The organism is Pseudomonas putida (assembly GCF_002906855.1).
Lineage (GTDB): Bacteria > Pseudomonadota > Gammaproteobacteria > Pseudomonadales > Pseudomonadaceae > Aquipseudomonas > Aquipseudomonas putida_N.
Genome location: NZ_MINI01000028.1, coordinates 260638 through 277217, shown reverse-complemented (window position 1 = coordinate 277217; position 16580 = coordinate 260638). Strand labels below are relative to the sequence as shown.

The following is a 16580-nucleotide window of genomic DNA, read 5'->3' as shown; positions in this document are numbered from 1 at the left end:
AGATCAGGGGGCTGCCAGGCAGCCCCTTCAGCCGTTATCGCGTACCGATGACGACACCCAGCTCACGCAGGTTTTCGAGCAATGCCAAGCCCTCCTGCTGATCCGCAGCCAGCGCTTGCAACCGCTCCCGCCCATTGCCCTGAACCTGCATCAGCAAGCAGTAGGCCATGGGCGAAAGCCGTGCGAAACGCACCTGCAATGCAGCATCGCGGTAGACCAGCAGCAGAGTGGGCAATGCAGGCGCCTCAAGCGGCTGGAACGCCGGACCGATACGCTCCACTGGCCAGCGGTAGGCTACAACGCTGGCCGTGCCTGACAACACTGGCTCGCCTTGCAGCAGGTCACCTTGCGGATCGTGATCAGGGTCCTGGACATCGCTCAGGTAGAGCTGCGACTCGATCAGCTCGTAATGGGCCAACTCCCGCTGCCAGGGGGTATCAGGTTCGGTACCCTGCAGATAGTCAACGAAGGCCTCCGCGACTTTGGTAAACAACGGCGAGCGGCAGCGGTAGCTGGCATAGAAATCATGCACCCGCGCATGCCAAAGCTGATCGCCCAGCGTCTTGCGCAGCACGGGGAAGTTCCCCGCCAACAGGGCCTCGATGCCTCCGTAGAACAATTCCCTGTACAGCCTCAAGCGTCGATCCTCGAGCCCCTCCGGTGGCGCATGGCGTTCAGGATCTCGCAGGTGACGAGCCAGACAGAATTGCTGCTCACGCAATACATGGTGCATGCACCACCTCCTGCTGCACGGTGCGAATGTGCGCAACTTCTGCCAGCAGTTCATCCATGGTCGGGTAGTTGAAGTCGCGTTCGAGCACCGTCGGCTGGATGCCGAAACGCTCGCAAGCGCTGGCGAACAGTGACCAGACCTGAGGCTTGACCGCTGCACCATGCGTGTCGACCTTAAGATCGGGTGCCTCGTCATGGTGCCCAGCCAGATGCATGCCGGTAACCCGCATCACAGGAAGCCCCTGCAGAAAGGCCAACGCGTCGTACCCATGGTTGCAGGCGTTGACGTAAACATTGTTGACGTCCAGCAACAGCTCGCAGTCTGCTTCGTCGAGCACCGCCCGGATGAACTCCAGCTCGCTCATCGCCTGGTAAGGCGCGGCGTAGTAGCTGATGTTTTCGATGGCGATGCGCCGCTGCAGTACATCCTGCACCTGGCGAATACGCGCACTGACCTGCCGCACGGCCGCTTCAGTGAAGGGTAACGGCAGCAGATCATAGAGTTGGCCATCATCGCAGCAGTAACTCAGGTGCTCGCTGTAATGGCGTACCTGATGGCGCTCAAGGAACTGCCGGATCTGCTCGAGCAACTCACGATCCAGTGGCAAGCTGCCGCCCAGCGACAGCGACAAACCATGACAGGCCAGGGGAAAGCGCTCGGCCAACTGCGCAAGGTCGCGGCCGAAAGCACCACCGACACCGATCCAGTTTTCCGGGGCGCACTCCAGAAAGTCTACTGCGCCTGGGTCCAGTGTGAGCAAGTCGGGCAAAAGACTACGACGCAGGCCAAGGCCGGCGTGCATGGGCGAGGTGTTCATCTTTGCGTCTCCATAACAAGCACAACGCCCCGTCTGACCAGCAGACGGGGCGTCGTCACATTTCTCAGGAATTCGAATCAGGACTGGCTCTTGCCATGGTTGCCACTGCCACCGCATTTGCCTTCGCCGCACTTGCCTTCGCTTTTGCCGGCCTTGTCACTGCCGCCACACTTGCCTTCGCCCTGGACGGCTTTGCCGCTGCTACCGCACTTGCCTTCGCCACACTTGCCCTCACCCTGGGCCTTGGCCGAAGCCAGCTGGTAACCGTGGGCAAGCGGTTCGACAGCCAACGCCTGGCTGCCAACGGCCATGCTGCCGATAAGCGCAGCGCCGAACAGTCCGAGTTTGTTATGGGTATGAGTCATGGTAAAGCTCCACTGTGGTCAGGAAGTGGAGCTATTCAACCGTGCTCAAGGCCTGGCCGATATCGCCGGATTCGGCTACTCATGTAGGAGCTCACCAACCATTGGCAACAGTTGGCGCCACTCAGTCATCCAACGGCTTTGGAGGGGCTGCCGGTTTGGCCGGCTTCGCAGGTTTCGCGGATTTGCTGTCCTTGGCCTTCGGTTCGGCTACAGCAGCCGCTACGGGCTCTGGCGCAGTCGCTGCTTTTTCAGTCGCGGGCAGCTTGTCGACTGCATCGAAGATCACCTTCGGGTCGATCTTGTCGCCTGACTCATCATCCTTGAGCACGTGACGCTCACCGTCCAGGCCCACCAGGATCACCTTGGTGCCCTTGCTGGCGCCCAACTTGAGTTCGCGAATCAAGGCCATCGTGGTCTGTTGCTCGAGGTTCTTGTCTTCACGCTTGCCCATCATCTGGGCAACGCTGAACAGCACCAGGTTGCGCTCCTTGAAGCCCGCCTGGGTCGCCGGATCCTTGAGGGCCTCGTTCAACCCTCGCAGGGTGGGGTCGGCGCTGCTTGGAGCGATGACGACCAATGGCCTGGCCTTGCCCAGTTCCTTGGCCAGCGGCGCATCACTGTCGGCCGCTAGCAGCGGACCGGCAACAGCGAGCAAGATGGCGAGGGTCAGTGAGCGGACGAGCATGCAAATCTCCTTATTCTCTCGATAAACCAAAGACTACAGATCAGGGAGAAAGATCCGACGTGCGAGACTAAACCAACTCACCCGGTGGATCTCTGACACAAAAGTAACTTCGCATGTCCCCCAAGTCGCTGCCAAACGCAAAATGCCGGTACTCGACCTGAGCATAGTTCATCGATGCACCTTCGTATTCACTGCATCGTTCCCGCCGTGCATGCACAAGCCTGCACGAGAACGAAAACGCGAGGCCACCGTGCCCTCATCCAGAACGTCTGGCCTCACTGCCACCGGGTTGCCGGCGCAACCATGACCGCCGTCAAGTGCTGGCCCAAGGCTTCCCGGGTGAGCTGCTTGTAGATGTTGAGCTCCCGCTGCTGCACGCGATCCTGCAGAAGATTGAATGCTTGGGCTGTCGCCTGGCGTGCCTCCAGTGCTTCTCGTTCGTCGTGAAAGACCTGCGGCACCTGCAAGCGCCCGGGATAGGTTTGCGCCAGGTAATCGCGCCAGAAGCGCGTCGTCGCCAGGTAATCGACCAACGCATCCCTGGACTGCGCACTCCTGACGATATCTGCGCCCGCGCGCAGGTCCGTGCTCGACAGGTTGGCCACACCAGGGTTGAGCATCTCGTCGTGCTCGATGGGCAAATCCAGCTGGTCAGCCAGCCCCAGGCGATAAGCCAGGGCAAACTCGAGCGATTCCTCGGGCATGCCGACCCGAGCGGCATGCAGCCCTGCCACTTCATCGAGCATGTCCAGCCGCCAGCATTGCCCTCCCAGGTGCAGCAGTGCCCGGACCTGATTGCCGGGCATGTCGCGGTTGAGGGCCTTCCACACACGAACGCGCACTTCAAGGTCGCTGAAGCGCAGCGTGGCGTTGTCCTGGCAGTGCTCCGTCAGTGCATTTTCATACAGTTCGGTTTGCAACGCGGGTCGTTCGCTCATGTAGTCGAGCATGCGCAGCACGCGCATTGCCAGGTACCGGGAGAGAAATTCACTCTGGAAATCCGCCGAAGTCGTCAAACGTTCCAACAGATGAAAGAACTGCCGAGCGGCGGGATTGCCATTCAACTTGCCCCAGAGATTGGCCAGGTGATCTCGCTGGTTGTCTGCCACCAAATCCAGCCAGCGCTGCTTCACGGGTACCTGATTATCGAGCATTTCACTCCAGGCATCCTCCACCCCCTGCAGCGGGTTGTCGGCCAATCTGACCCGGCCGGAACGCCACAGCGCAGAACGATAGAAGCCAAATGGCAGCGAACGGATCGCGTTGTCTCCTACATCAAGCGTGTGCAAGCTCCCAGCCTCCATCACGCCAACGGGAATCGCAGTCAATTGCGTATTGCGCAGCATCAAGGCGTTGAGGCTGGGTATCCGAGCGATGGAAATCACCCGTTGCAACGGATTGTGGGAAAGATTGAGGTAGATCAGATGCTGACAGCTGGCGAGCAGCTCAACGCCATCGTCGTCCAGGCTCAACTGGTTACCCGACAGGTCGAGGATGCGCAGGCGCTGTGCCATCTGCGCAGTCAGCGGCAGATGGGTCAGCCGGCAATTGGTAATGCTCAGGGATTGCAACGCATCGAATGCGCGCAGGAAGCTGTCAGGCACTCGGCGTATCTGCACTGATCGCAGCGCCAGGTCCGATACGTGTGAAAAACGAACCCCCTGCGGAATATCGGGCAACTCGTCCAGGTTACTGTGGTAGGTGCTCAAGAGGTATCCCGCGCTCTCTTCTGCCGCTATCAACTGCTTGGGTATCAGATACCGCCAGCACGCGATCAGCCCTTGCGCAAACTCCCGACGCGCTTTCCAGTTCCAGCCCTTGAGCGTCGAAATACGCCAGACGCCAAGGGCCTTGCGCAGTGTGTTGAGCTGACGCTTCAGATCGACCAGCTCGGCCCCCGGATCACGCTGCGCTTGGCGCAAATGAGTCAGCCATCGCTCGACGTCGTCATCATCGAAGCCGGGGTACAGATCGCGCAATTCCGCAGAGAGGTTTCTCACCGCGCCCCGGCCGCGATGAAACCGCTGCCGCCAGCCACTCAACGGGTAACCGATCCGGCCGTTGGCCAGACGCTGTGGCGCGTTGAAACCAACAGCGTCCTGCTTGATGTCGAGCAACTCTGCGATCACCTCCCGCCGCTGAGCAACCCGGCTTGCCATCTGCGATCGCAACTGCCGCACAAACGGCTCACCCACACCCAGCGCAGCGCGCTGCTCATACGTATACCCGGCAGCCAACTGATCAAATAGCTCACCTGGCTCCCCCAGCGCCTGATCCCGTTCATCAAACAATTGATATGCCCCGTCCCGATAGCGAAGACGCAAGATGCGTCCCTGGCCGCTATTGCTCAACAGGGGTGCCGCCAGGTCACCATCGAACAGCTGCCAATACGGCCCCTTTTCAGCACCCGGTGTTGTCTCGAGCAACTTCAGCACCACACGGGCAAGGTCCAGGCTCTGCGGCGTATCAAACAGCAATGCCTCATGCACCCGTATGCAGCGGATGCGCCTGACCAGCGCTGCGGCCGCCAGGCCTATGCCATCCCGGTCGACCGTGTCCAGCAGCGCTTCGGCCCCAAGTCGATGCAGGCTGACAAAGTCCCTTTGCAGCTCCTGGGTGGCAGCCGTCACGGGATACTTTTCATAGTAAAGCTGGCCCACCAATGACCGCTGCCTGGTTTCAACCAGCTCGGCCAAGCGGGCATCGGGCATCGACTCGGCTCCCTGCCATCGGCGCACTCTGGCAAGCAACACGGAGTCCGCCACCTGGCTGCCCGTGCGCAGTTGCCTGACCAGCGCCTGGACCCGCGCCACCAGCGCGACGCGGCTGACTGAATCGACCACGCAGGCCTCCGGCGCCTGGCCACAGATATGCAGCCCCCGCAAATGGCTGGCGTCCAGGCCATGAATGGCCAGCACCTGATCGATCTGTTCAGCCCCAAGATCGCTGAATTCATTGCCCAGGCGACGAAACAGACGCTGGGGCTCGTCCCACTCGACAGGTTGCTCGCACCAGACGCGCCAGGCCCCAGCGCCGTTGTTTCGTAGTTGCGGGCCATGCCCTTGCTTCGGCACGATCTGCCACTGTTCGTCGCCCTGCTCCATCACTTGATAAAAATAGCCATCCATCTTTACCCAGCAACGCCCTTTCAGGCGGTAGACCCCAGTAGCATCGGCAAGGGCTTGCAGGGGCGGTGCCGCGCTATGAAAAGGTGTCAGGTCGAAGCGCCACAGTTTCTCGCTACCGTCCTCAAGGCGGGCCGTTGCCAAGCCATCAACCAGATGCCACTCCCGCGCTGCTGAACCTGCGACCGCTGCAGTGACACCGACCATGGCTACCGTTTCGGCAATCTTCACCAGGTGGTCCAGCGCCGCCTGGGTATCGCCCTCCTGCCAGTCCTCGACGGCATGAAAAACATCTTTGAGCATGTCCCAGACCATCACCGCACCGAGCATGGCGCCAATGCCGGGCACGAACAGACCCGCCAGGCTGGCCACGGCCCAGGCGGCCGCGATCAGGCGGTCGTGCTCGGCTTGGCGCTGACTGTCGTCGATGACCTTCACGGGCACGGCAATGAACGCCGCATCATCCTTGACCCGGTCTATGTACGCCTGCGCCAGATGGTCGAACAAAGGCAATGGATAGGCAGCCATGTGCTGGTCCATGTCCCGGGACGCCCAAATGGCGACATCCATCAACTCACTGGCAACCTTGGCAAAAAACGCTGCGTTATCTCGTAGGCGGATGAACCGGCTGAAAAAGCGCTGGTAGGCGTTATCTGCCAACCGTTTACCCAGAATTCGCCGGATGAACGTATCCAGATCCCGGGCGGCACTCCAGGGGCTGACCGGATCACCTGGGATGTACACCAGTACGCGCTCACTGACGCCGAAACCCAACGATGTCGTGGTCTGGTCGAACACCACCAACTGCTCGACTTTGCACCCGAAGACGCTCATTTGCCTGGCAATCACCGGCTTGCCTTGCAACGTGGCAGCATTCGCGCCCTGACAGATTGCGATCACTACAGCCAGCTCATCGGCCGACAATATCCCCTCGGTCTTGGCCTTGCAGGCATCCAGCAACATCGAGGCAGCCTGCATATCCTTGATCGAAGACATGAAACTGTGGCCATCCACGGCTGGTGCAAACAGGATCGCGTCCAGGTGCTGCTGATAGCGCTGGCCCACATCAAGCTTGCGACAGCCTTTGGCAAACGCCGAAGCGCTCATCTGCTTGAACGTGCTGCCATCGCCTGTCACCACGCGGTCGTTGCGCCGCAGGCCACCCTCCCGGGCTTCGTCCTCGGTAAAATTGGCCATTGCCGCGTCGAGCAAAGGGATGTCGTAGCTGTTCTTTTCCTGCTGTGGCTGGTGGCCGGTTGCGAACTCTGGCTCGGGCGCAATGCTGTAATAGAAGTGGCGCAGGAACAATGCCTCACTGTCGACCGACGCATACAGTCTGTTGCTTAGCTCACGCTGCAACAACTGCCCGCAATACTGGCGTATGTCCTGTATACGTCCAAACTCGCGGCTCAGGCGCTGACGGCAGGCGTAGCTGGTTGCGAGCGCATCGAGCACGAACCTGAGTTGCTCGGCAGTCAGCGAAGCACCTGCAGGTGGCTGGCCGGGCGTGTTGCTGGCGACACGCAGGTTGCGGATCCAGGCCGGCAGGCGACCGGCAACCAAGCCATCCTGAAAGCGTTGCTCCAGCGCCAGGTTGGCCGAGCGTATGGATGTCTGGTTATCACTGCTATGCATGGCGCACCTCCGAATGTCTGGAAGTGCGACGCTAATCGCCGGCCTTTAGCGCCAAGGGCTAGATAGTTACCGCGCTGTCAGAACAACAGCAGCTGGCGATCGGTCAAAGCAGCGAAGTCATCACCGACAAAAGGCAGGATGGCATCTGCCACCGGTTGCAGTTGGCGGCTCAGGTAGTGTTCGTAGTCGATCGGGGCCTGCTGGTTTTCCAACGGCTCAGGGCCTGCGGTGGTGATCAGGTAGCTGATCCAGCCGCCGCGCTGATACTGCCTGGGGCGCCCGATACGACTGTTGTAGTCATCCGCCAGGCGCGCGGCGCGCACGTGCGGCGGAACATTGCGCTGGTAATCGGCCAGAGGCCGGCGCAGGCGCTTGCGATACACCAGCAGCTCGTCGAGCTCGCCCGCCAGGGTCTGACGCACGTACTCGCGCAGGTAATCGCGATACGGCTGGCCGCGGAAGATCCGCCCGTACAACTCCTGCTGAAAGCGCTGGGCCAGTGGCGACCAGTCGGTGCGCACCGACTCCAGGCCCTTGTAAACCACGTCTTCACGACCATCGCCTCGTTGCACCAGGCCGGCATAGCGCTTCTTGCTGCCCTCGTCGGTGCCGCGGATGGTCGGCATCAGGAAACGCCGGTAGTGCACCTCGAACTGCAGCTCCAGCGCGCTGTCCAGCTTCAAGGTCGCCTGCAGGTGCTCGCGCCACCACGCGTTGACCTGCGCCACCAGATCACGACCAATCCGGGCCGCGGCCTCTTCGCCATGGGCACCCTTGAGCCAGACGAAGGTGGAGTCGGTGTCCCCATAGATCACTTCATAACCCTGCGTCTCGATCAGTGCACGGGTCTGGCGCATGATCTGGTGACCTCGCATGGTGATCGACGAGGCCAGGCGCGGGTCGAAAAAGCGGCAACCGCTGGAGCCAAGCACGCCGTAGAAGGCATTCATGATGATCTTCAGCGCTTGCGACAGCGGTGCGTTGCCCTCCCGCTTGGCCGCTTCGCGCCCCTGCCATACACGCTCGACGATGGCCGGCAGGCAATGTTCGGTGCGCGAAAACCGCCCACCGCGAAAGCCTTCCACCGAGTGTTCGTCTTCGGGCAGGCGCAAGCCCTCCACCAGGCCCACCGGGTCGATCAGGAAGGTGCGGATGATCGACGGGTACAGGCTCTTGTAGTCAAGCACCAGCACTGAGTCGTACAACCCTGGGCGAGAATCCATGACGAAGCCGCCGGGGCTGGCCTCGTCCGGACGGCTGCCGAGGCTGGGCGCGACAAAGCCCAGGCGGTGCATGTGCGGGATGTACAGGTGGCAGAACGCGGCGACCGAGCCGCCACTGCGATCTACCGCCAGGCCGGTGACCGACGAACGCTCCAGCAGGAAGTCGAGCAACCGGGTATGGGCAAAGATGCGGGTGACCAACTCGCAGTCCTTGAGGTTGTAGCGCGCCAGGGCCGGTTTGTCTTCAGCGAAGCGGCGGTTGATCTCATCCATGCGCTGGTAAGGCGTGTCACTGTCCTTGCCCTCGCCGAGCAAGGTCTGGGCGACGTTTTCCAAGCTGAACGAAGGGAAATTCCAGGTCGCCGAGCGCAACGCCTCGATGCCGTCGATCAACAGTCGCCCGGGGGCATCGGCGAACACGTGGCCGCCGCCGGCATGGGTACGCAGGGTCATCGGCGCGCCGTTGCGCCCCAGCGCCAGCGGCACCTGCAGCGCCTTGGCGTGCTCATGCAGCAGGCGCAGGTCGAACTGGATCAGGTTCCAGCCGATGATTGCGTCCGGGTCATGTTCGGCCATCCACTGGTTGAGGCAAGTCAGCAACTCGGCGCGGTCAGCGCAATAGTGCAGGTCGAAATCGACGCCATCGGCATCACCATTGGCCGGCCCGAGCATGTACACCTGGCGCTGGCCGCAGCCTTCCAGGGCGATGCTGTACAGCTCGCCGCGCTCGCTGGTCTCGATGTCCAGCGACGCCAGGCGCAACGTCGGGCGGTAGCCCTGCAACGGCTTGAGCTGGGCTTCGCAGTACACGCCCTGCTCGTCGCGCTGGCCGGTGAACTGCACTGGGGCGGTGATGAAGCGCTCCATCAGGTAGCGCTCCGGCGGGCGGATATCGGCTTCGAAGACGTCGATACCGGCCGTACGCAGGCGCTGCTCCAGTTGCATCAGCTGGCGGTGCTGACGGGTGTAGAGGCCGAGCATCGTGCGCTGGTCAAAGTCCTTCAGGCGCAGCGGCTTGAGTTGCACGCCTTGCTCCTTGGCCAACAACACCCGGGCGTGCTCGGCCTGCGCCTGCGGGATGAAGGCCACCGATTCCTGGGGGGCCAGGCGCAGCAGCCGTGGCCCGGCATCGGTGGCCAGCCAGAATTCCACGCAGGTGCCCTCGGGCGTGTCATGCCAATGCCGGGTGAGGACAAAGCCCTGCTGCAACTCCACCGCGTCGACCTCTGCTGAAAAGCACGATTCTACGCTAGCGAGGCCCCGCCACGAAGCCGCTTCTGCGTGCTGCCAGCACCGTCAGCACCGCCACTGCGATCAGCGCCAGTACCACGCTGCCAAATGCCTTGACGCCCACGCCGGCGAGCAACACGCCACCAACGATCCCGCCCAGGGCAATGGCGCTGTTCCATACCGTCACCAGCATCGACTGCGCTACATCGCCGCCCTCACCCGCCGCATCGGCGCAGGCGGTCTGCAGCAGGGTGGGCGCACCGCCATAGGTCAGGCCCCACAGCGCCACACTCAGGTAGATGGCCCAGGGTGTGGCCTGCCCCAGCAACAGGGTGGCCAGGGCAAACCCTGCCAGGCTCAGCACGACCAGCTTGCGCAGGTGCCGATCGACCATCAGCCCGACCAGGCCGATCCCGGCCAGCGCCGAGAGCCCGAACAGCATCAGCACCTGGCCGACTTCGGCCGTCATGCCCGCCGCCGCCAACAGCGGCACGATGTAGGTGTAGAGGATGTTGTGGCCCAAGACCCAGGCGAGGATCACCAGCAGCACCAGGGCCACGCCCGGCGTGCGCAGCACCTGCGCCGCCGACGGGCGCTGGCCGCTCGCCTGCCCCGGATAGTCCGGCACCGCCCTGAGCACCCAGAACACCAGCAGCAGCGCCACCAGCGTGACCACGACAAAGGTGGCGCGCCAGCCCAGCCCGGCGCCCAGCCAGGTCGCTATCGGCAAGCCCAGCGACAAGGCAATCGGCTGGCCGAGCATGGCCACAGCCATCGCCCGCCCCTGCAGGGCCGCCGGCACCATGCGCCGGGCATGCCCGGCGATCAGGCCCCAGGCCAGGCCCGCAGCGGCGCCGGTGAGAAACCGCAGCAACAGCGTCAGGTGGTTGGAGGGCGACACCGCGGTCAGGCCGTTGAACAGCACGAAACCGATGATCGCCAGCAGCAGCGCCCGGCGCCGGTACCAGCCCTGGGTCAGGGTCACCAACGGGATGGCCGTCAGCAAGGAGCCGAGCGCATAGGCCGTCACCCATTGCCCGGCCATGGCCTGGCTGATATGCATGCCCGCGGCGATCTGGTCGAGCAGGCCCGCTGGCAAGGTTTCGCTGAGGATGGCGATGAAGCCGGTCATGGCCAGTGCCAGCAGGCCGCTCAAAGGCAGGCGCTCGGCGCGGGTCAGGGGGATAGTCGATGTCTGGGACATTGCAGGATGCCTTGTGGTTTCGATCAAGGCCGACAGTCTGCAAGGCCCGCCATTACGGAAAAAGATGGTTACAATGCCGCTCACCCCGGACGTGGATGTCCGTAATCAGGAGCACAGGATGGACAGCCTCAGCGGCTTCGTGGTCTTCAACCGGGTCGCCGAAACCCGCAGCTTCGTCGCAGCCGGCCAGTCGCTGGGCATCAGCGCCTCGGCTGTGGGCAAGCGTGTGGCGCGCCTGGAGAGCCGCCTCGGTGTGCGCCTGTTCCACCGCAGCACCCGCAGCATCACCCTGACCGCTGAGGGCACACTGTTTCTCGAACGCAGCCGGCGCATCCTGGCCGAGATCGAGGCCACCGAACAGGCACTGTCGCAGGCCAGTGAAACACCACGCGGCCGCCTGCGCGTGAGCCTGCCGCAAGTGACCGGGCTGGTGATGCCGGCCCTGGCCGAGTTCATGGAGCGCTATCCGCAGGTGGAGCTGGACCTGGAGTTCACCGACCGCATGGTCGACATCGTCGGTGAAGGTTTCGATGTGGTGATGCGCGGCGGCCAGCCGCTGGACTCGCGGCTCAACGCCAAGTTTCTCGGGCACTTCCAGCATTGCCTGGTGGCCTCGCCCGAGTACCTGCACGCGCGCGGCACGCCGCAACACCCGCGTGAACTCAGCGCTCACACCTGCCTGCACTACCGCTTCCCCAGCAACGGCAAGCTGGAAATCTGGCCGCTGCGCCAGGAGCACCCGGAACAGGGCTACGACATCCCCATCTCGATGGTCTGCAACCATGTCGAGACACGTATCTGCTTCGCCCTCAACCACCGTGGCATTACCTGCCTGCCGGACTTCAGCGTGCGCCGCGAACTGGCCGCAGGGTCGCTGGTGAGCGTGCTCGACGACTTCATCGAACGGCGTGGCAGCTTCTACCTGTTGTGGCCGTCCGGGCGCCACGTGCCGCCCAAGCTGCGGGTGTTCATAGACTTCATGCTGGAACGCGTGTTCAACCGTACAGGTAGTTGATGTCCTTGTAGCTCAGCGGTGGCACCTGGCCGAGCAGGTAGTCACGCAGCTTGTGCATCTGCCGCGCCTTGGGGCTGCTCTTGAGCCAGGTCATGTAATAACCGTCACCGGTCGACACCGCATGCTTGAACGGCGTCACCAGGCGCCCGGCCGCGAGATCGGCACTGGCCAGCACCAGGTCGACCACGGAAATACCGAGGCCCTGCTGTGCCGCCGAGATGCCCTGGTCGAGGGTATCGAACACCTGGCCCTGGTCGATGCTGATGTCCAGCGCATCCATGCGCGCCAACCAGCGCCGCCAGTCGCGGCGGTCCGGTGATGGGTGGAGGAATTCACACTGACGCAGGTCGGCCAGCTCCGGTTGCGCCTGCGTCATGTAGTCCGGGTGGCACACCGGGATCAGCCACTCATCGAACAGCTTGACGCTCTCGACGTCGGCCGGGAAACGGCCGTTGGCCAGGAGGATGGCGCAGTCGTAGGGCTCGGAGTAGAAGTCCACCGAGTCGATGTCCATCCACACGCTCGACAGCTGCACGCTGCAGTTGTCTTCGAGCTTCTTGAAACCGTCCAGCGCCCGCAGCAGCCAACGTACGGTCAGCGTCGAGGGGGCTTTCAGACGCAGCCCATAGCGGTCCTGGCGCAGCAGCGCACAGGCGTTTTCGATGATCTTGAAACCGACCTTGAGCTCCTGGGCCAGCAGCCGCCCATGCTCGGTGAGGCTCAGCTTGGGGCCACGGCGTTCGAACAGGTCGCAGCCGAACATGGATTCGAGCGTCTTGATGTGATGGCTGACCGCCCCCTGGGTCAGCGCCAGCTCCTCGGCGGCGCGGGTGAACGAGCCGTAGCGCGAGGCAACCTCGAAGGCACGCAAGGCGTGCAGTGCTTGAATCCGTTCCGACATGATGCCCTCGAAGCATGAGTGAGACTAATAGTAGGTCATAGTTCCACGCGTTTTACAACGTGAAGAGCGTCTCAGAAAATGCAGGTAAATAACAAAGATAAGTAACCAACCTGCCTGCATAGTGAGTGGAACTCTCTCTTACTTTAATCTCCTGGGGAAATCATGTTTACGGTTTATGGAAACTGCTATCGCCTGGATGCGCTAGAGCTGGCCGATGAACATGTACGGAACACTCAGCACTGGACGCGACAAACCTTACAACATTTTCGCAGCGTACTCGCCAACCCCGACTTTCCGTGCCTGTTCGGGCGCAAGGCGGTAGCCGGCGCATCCTGCCACATCCTCTTCGCCCGTGCCGAACAACTGGCCGACGATATCGCTCAGGGCCTGGCCGACTATATCCGCACCATCACGCCTGTGCCGATCAAGCAACGCATCGGCAGCCCGCTGGTGGTGTTTCTCGAAACTGCCGCCGACAGCAGCCTGGCCGAACAACAGGCACTGGCCTGGAAAGTACTGCGCGGGGTACATGCCCGAGACCCGCATCCGTGGCCTCAAGCAGTTCCCACCGACCCGCACGACAACGCCTGGTCGTTCTGCTATGCCGGCATGCCGCTGTTCATCAACATGAACTTCCCCGGCCACCAGCAGATGAAAAGCCGCAATCTCGGCCCGCACATCACTTTCGTCATCAACCCGCGGGAAAACTTCGACGAAGTGGCCAACGCCAGCACCGAAAGCGGGCAACGCATTCGTGCCCGCATTCGTGACCGCGTACGCCATTACAACGACGGGGTCATGCCCGAAACCCTGGGCTTCTTTGGCCAGGACGACAACTTCGAATGGAAGCAGTACCAACTGCAGGAAGCAGGCTCGCTCAATCCGTCGCGCTGCCCCTTTCATGCACACGCCCACGCGACACCCGACACTCTGATCGAGAATTGACCGTGAATACCGCCCTGACTCTGACTTATGCACTCACCGTCCTGCTGTTGATCGCCACCCCCGGCCCGGTGGTGGCACTGATCGTCAACACCGCTGCGGCCTCCGGCTCGCGCAAGGCCATGTTCACCGCCGTCGGCACCAACTGGGCGTCACTGGTGCTGATCGGCGCCGCTGCCTGGGTCATCCTCACCAGCGCAGCCATCGACAAGGCCTGGCTCAGCGGCATGAGCCTGCTGGGCTGCCTGTTCATCGGTTACATCGCCGTCGGCACCTTGCGCGAGTGCCTGCAGGCGCCTGTCGCCGAGGAGGCCGAACTGCAGCCGGCCAAGCCCGGCCGCGGCGGTTTGTGGCAAGGCTTCATGGTGGGCATTTCCAACCCGAAGGACATCATCTTCTTCATCGCCTTCTTCCCGCAGTTCATCCAGATCACCGAGTCGTTCGGCAAGAGCATGGTGGTGCTGTCGCTGCTGTGGGTGCTGATCGATTTCGCCGTGCTCAGCCTGTACATCTTCGCCATCGGCAAGATCACCTCGCAGCGCAGCAACCGCCTGATTTCCCTGGCTTCAGGGGTCGTCCTGCTGCTGATCGCCGTCGGTGGCCTGGCCTATAACCTCAAGGAACTGGCGGGCTGAAGCCCTGCACCGCCGCACGCCAGCCGAGAAGGAGCGCCCATGACACCGTCCGTAACCGCCACGCACATCCAGGGCCTCGCTTCGCCACTGCATCACGACTACCAGCGTTTTCTGCTGCTGGGCAACCGCCGCGCACCGCATACCCTGCATGTGCATGAAAGCGGCTACCGCTCCGGCACCATCAACACCGATGCCTTTGGCCTGCGCTACAGCCACTGCGCCGGCAAGCGCTTCTCGGCCGCCGAACGCGGCAGTGCACCGCGCATCAACCTGCTGGTCGGCGGTTCGACCGCCTTGGGCATCGGCGCCAGCTCCGATGAACATACGGTGGCCTCGCACCTGTCGATGCTGACCGGTGAGGTATGGCTGAGCCTGGCCGGCTGCGGGCTCAATGCCAGCCAGGAACTGTTGCTGTTCCTGACCCACCAGCACCGCCTGGGCGAAGTGGGCCATGTGGTGCTGCTCAGCGGCCTCAACACCTTGGCCCATGAAGCCCTCGGCGAAGTCCTGGCCGGCCCGCACGACCCGCAAAAGGCCAAGGCTCACCAGGCTTACCTGAACAGTTTCAACGAAGGCATGCCACCTGTAGGCCCGGCTCGCCGCGAGTCGCTGTGGCAGCGCCTGGGCCAGGCACTGGCACCACGGCGTCACGAACCGCTCCCCAACTGGTCGCTGTCTGCTCCGGAAGAACGCCTGGCCCGGGCGGCCGACAACATCGGCCGCACCTTGCGCCAATGGGAGCGCATGCTGGCTGACAGCCACGCCACCCTGACCTTCATCCTCCAGCCCCTGCTGCCCTGGTGTCGGGAAACCCTGCCGGCGGGTGAACAGGCGATGCTGGCCGCCCTCAAGCAACACCCGGGGAATTTCGATCGCCTACTCGACGGGGCATTCGACAGCCAACTGCACATGGCATTCTTCCGTCGCATCAAGAGCCAGGCAGATCCCGTGCCCTGCTATGACATGAACAGCATGCTCAGCAGCTCGCTGGTATTTGGTGCCGATCTGTTCATCGACCGCCTGCACCTGAACGACCTGGGCAACAATGCCCTGGCCAAGGTGATCACCGCCAAGCTGGGGCTGGCCCAGGAACGATACGCCCGGCGCAAGGTCACACCGATCAAGCTCGTCTGACAGACGAGCGACGGGGTTTCGGTTTCGGCCCTCGCTTGGCTAGAATACCCGTCGTTCCGATTCGCCCGAGGCGTACGCGAAGTTGTGATCAATCATCAAGCCGCCCTCCCTTACCTGGCAGCCTGCCGGCCCCGTTCATCGCGCGAGGCACACCTGTGAGCCGCGTCGCTCTGGCATCGGCAATGTTCGTCGCGCTGGCCCCGATGGCCGCAAACGCGCTCGAGGTCCGTATCGATCCACACGCCGACCTGCTCTACCGCCAGGCGCTGCCGCTGCTGGAGCAGGCCGACACGCAGGATGACACCGGCCCCCTGCGCACCGCCATGGGCGTCGATCCGGAGCTCAACCGCCAGGGCCGGGCGCTGGCACACACCCTGCCGACAGCAGTGGCCTTACTGAAAAAGTCAGTGGAGCTTGGTCACCCGGTGGCGCAGTATCGCCTGGCGCTTTACTACACCACCTACCTGCCCGCGGCACAGATCGCCGATGCCGCCTGCCCGCTGCTGGAAGCCAGCCTGAGTCAAGGTTTTGCACCGCCGGCGACAGCGATTGCGACCTGGTGCCCAAACTACAATGCCAGCCCGGCCTACCGCGAAGCGCTGGAAGCGATCCCGAGCATGGCAACCCTGTATGCGCCCTACTACCCGCAGCCAGCCACCCGCCTGGCGTGCAGTCGCAGCCACCCGCAGGGCTTGGAGATGCAATGGGGGCGCCAACGCGACTACCAGGCCGAGGTCTACCGGCTGCTGAGCGACCTCGATCCACAGCATCGCCAGGTACTGCTGCAGAGGGCCGTGGACATCAATGGCTGCATGGCGGCGCAGCACCGGCTGACCAGTCGCCGCTGAGCACGGTACAGGCAGCAAACAAGCAAGATCGTTCAAGCCACCCACCCCACGGCTCTGTCATGCTGCCCTACCTCGCAAAATGTGTCGC

Annotated in this window: 12 protein-coding genes and 1 pseudogene; 5 read left to right on the top strand and 8 right to left on the bottom strand. The window is 62.9% G+C overall.

Annotated features, from left to right (window positions below; translation table 11 throughout):
• Positions 1-34: 34 nt before the first annotated feature.
• From BGP85_RS01555 to BGP85_RS01525, 7 genes and pseudogenes are all read right to left on the bottom strand, one after another.
• A complete protein-coding gene (locus tag BGP85_RS01555) occupies positions 35-733 on the bottom strand; it encodes an HvfC family RiPP maturation protein (RefSeq protein ID WP_103448011.1) in 699 nt (232 codons plus the stop codon).
• Positions 714-1550 (bottom strand): HvfB family MNIO-type RiPP peptide maturase, encoded by an 837-nt coding sequence (locus tag BGP85_RS01550; protein ID WP_103448012.1) that lies wholly within the window; start codon positions 1548-1550, stop codon positions 714-716. The genes BGP85_RS01555 and BGP85_RS01550 overlap by 20 nt, the downstream gene beginning before the upstream one ends.
• Positions 1551-1660: 110 nt before the next feature.
• A pseudogene (locus tag BGP85_RS01545) lies at positions 1661-1915 on the bottom strand (HvfA family oxazolone/thioamide-modified RiPP metallophore); the annotation flags it as partial.
• Between the two features lie 121 nt (positions 1916-2036).
• The gene (locus BGP85_RS01540) at positions 2037-2600 is read right to left on the bottom strand and encodes a DUF4174 domain-containing protein (protein WP_103448013.1); all 564 of its coding nucleotides are present in this window, start codon (positions 2598-2600) and stop codon (positions 2037-2039) included.
• A gap of 275 nt (positions 2601-2875) precedes the next feature.
• Positions 2876-7360 carry an NEL-type E3 ubiquitin ligase domain-containing protein gene (locus tag BGP85_RS01535; protein ID WP_103448014.1) on the bottom strand — a complete coding sequence of 1495 codons (4485 nt, stop codon included), beginning with the start codon at positions 7358-7360 and terminating at the stop codon, positions 2876-2878.
• A gap of 77 nt (positions 7361-7437) precedes the next feature.
• Positions 7438-9798 carry a DNA polymerase II gene (locus tag BGP85_RS01530; protein WP_103448015.1) on the bottom strand — a complete coding sequence of 787 codons (2361 nt, stop codon included), beginning with the start codon at positions 9796-9798 and terminating at the stop codon, positions 7438-7440.
• 34 nt (positions 9799-9832) lie between these two features.
• Entirely contained in the window at positions 9833-11017 is a 1185-nt protein-coding gene (locus BGP85_RS01525) for an MFS transporter (protein WP_103448016.1), read from the bottom strand.
• 118 nt (positions 11018-11135) lie between these two features.
• Here BGP85_RS01525 and BGP85_RS01520 point away from each other — a divergent pair, with 118 nt between their 5' ends.
• Positions 11136-12032, top strand: coding sequence for a LysR family transcriptional regulator (locus BGP85_RS01520; protein WP_103448017.1), 897 nt, complete (start codon positions 11136-11138; stop codon positions 12030-12032).
• Here BGP85_RS01520 and BGP85_RS01515 read toward each other — a convergent pair.
• On the bottom strand, positions 12013-12933 hold the full coding sequence (locus tag BGP85_RS01515) for a LysR substrate-binding domain-containing protein (protein WP_103448018.1): 921 nt from the start codon (positions 12931-12933) through the stop codon (positions 12013-12015). The genes BGP85_RS01520 and BGP85_RS01515 overlap by 20 nt on opposite strands.
• A 162-nt stretch (positions 12934-13095) precedes the next feature.
• Here BGP85_RS01515 and BGP85_RS01510 point away from each other — a divergent pair, with 162 nt between their 5' ends.
• From BGP85_RS01510 to BGP85_RS01495, 4 genes are all read left to right on the top strand, one after another.
• Entirely contained in the window at positions 13096-13878 is a 783-nt protein-coding gene (locus BGP85_RS01510) for a YqcI/YcgG family protein (RefSeq protein ID WP_103448019.1), read from the top strand.
• Between the two features lie 2 nt (positions 13879-13880).
• The gene (locus tag BGP85_RS01505) at positions 13881-14510 is read left to right on the top strand and encodes a LysE family translocator (protein WP_103448020.1); all 630 of its coding nucleotides are present in this window, start codon (positions 13881-13883) and stop codon (positions 14508-14510) included.
• Positions 14511-14549: 39 nt separating this feature from the next.
• Positions 14550-15644 (top strand): hypothetical protein, encoded by a 1095-nt coding sequence (locus tag BGP85_RS01500; protein WP_103448021.1) that lies wholly within the window; start codon positions 14550-14552, stop codon positions 15642-15644.
• A gap of 182 nt (positions 15645-15826) precedes the next feature.
• Positions 15827-16492: a hypothetical protein gene (locus tag BGP85_RS01495; RefSeq protein ID WP_103448022.1), complete on the top strand. Its 666-nt coding sequence runs from the start codon at positions 15827-15829 to the stop codon at positions 16490-16492.
• Positions 16493-16580: the final 88 nt, after the last annotated feature.

Bases quoted from the DNA above. Each gene is read 5' to 3' on its own strand.
- BGP85_RS01520 (WP_103448017.1), top strand. From the start codon at position 11,136: ATGGACAGCCTCAGCGGCTTCGTGGTCTTCAACCGGGTCGCCGAAACC.
- BGP85_RS01510 (WP_103448019.1), top strand. From the start codon at position 13,096: ATGTTTACGGTTTATGGAAACTGCTATCGCCTGGATGCGCTAGAGCTG.
- BGP85_RS01515 (WP_103448018.1), bottom strand. From the start codon at position 12,933: ATGTCGGAACGGATTCAAGCACTGCACGCCTTGCGTGCCTTCGAGGTT.
- BGP85_RS01500 (WP_103448021.1), top strand. From the start codon at position 14,550: ATGACACCGTCCGTAACCGCCACGCACATCCAGGGCCTCGCTTCGCCA.
- BGP85_RS01535 (WP_103448014.1), bottom strand. From the start codon at position 7,360: ATGCATAGCAGTGATAACCAGACATCCATACGCTCGGCCAACCTGGCG.
- BGP85_RS01540 (WP_103448013.1), bottom strand. From the start codon at position 2,600: ATGCTCGTCCGCTCACTGACCCTCGCCATCTTGCTCGCTGTTGCCGGT.
- BGP85_RS01525 (WP_103448016.1), bottom strand. From the start codon at position 11,017: ATGTCCCAGACATCGACTATCCCCCTGACCCGCGCCGAGCGCCTGCCT.
- BGP85_RS01495 (WP_103448022.1), top strand. From the start codon at position 15,827: ATGTTCGTCGCGCTGGCCCCGATGGCCGCAAACGCGCTCGAGGTCCGT.
- BGP85_RS01550 (WP_103448012.1), bottom strand. From the start codon at position 1,550: ATGAACACCTCGCCCATGCACGCCGGCCTTGGCCTGCGTCGTAGTCTT.
- BGP85_RS01555 (WP_103448011.1), bottom strand. From the start codon at position 733: ATGCACCATGTATTGCGTGAGCAGCAATTCTGTCTGGCTCGTCACCTG.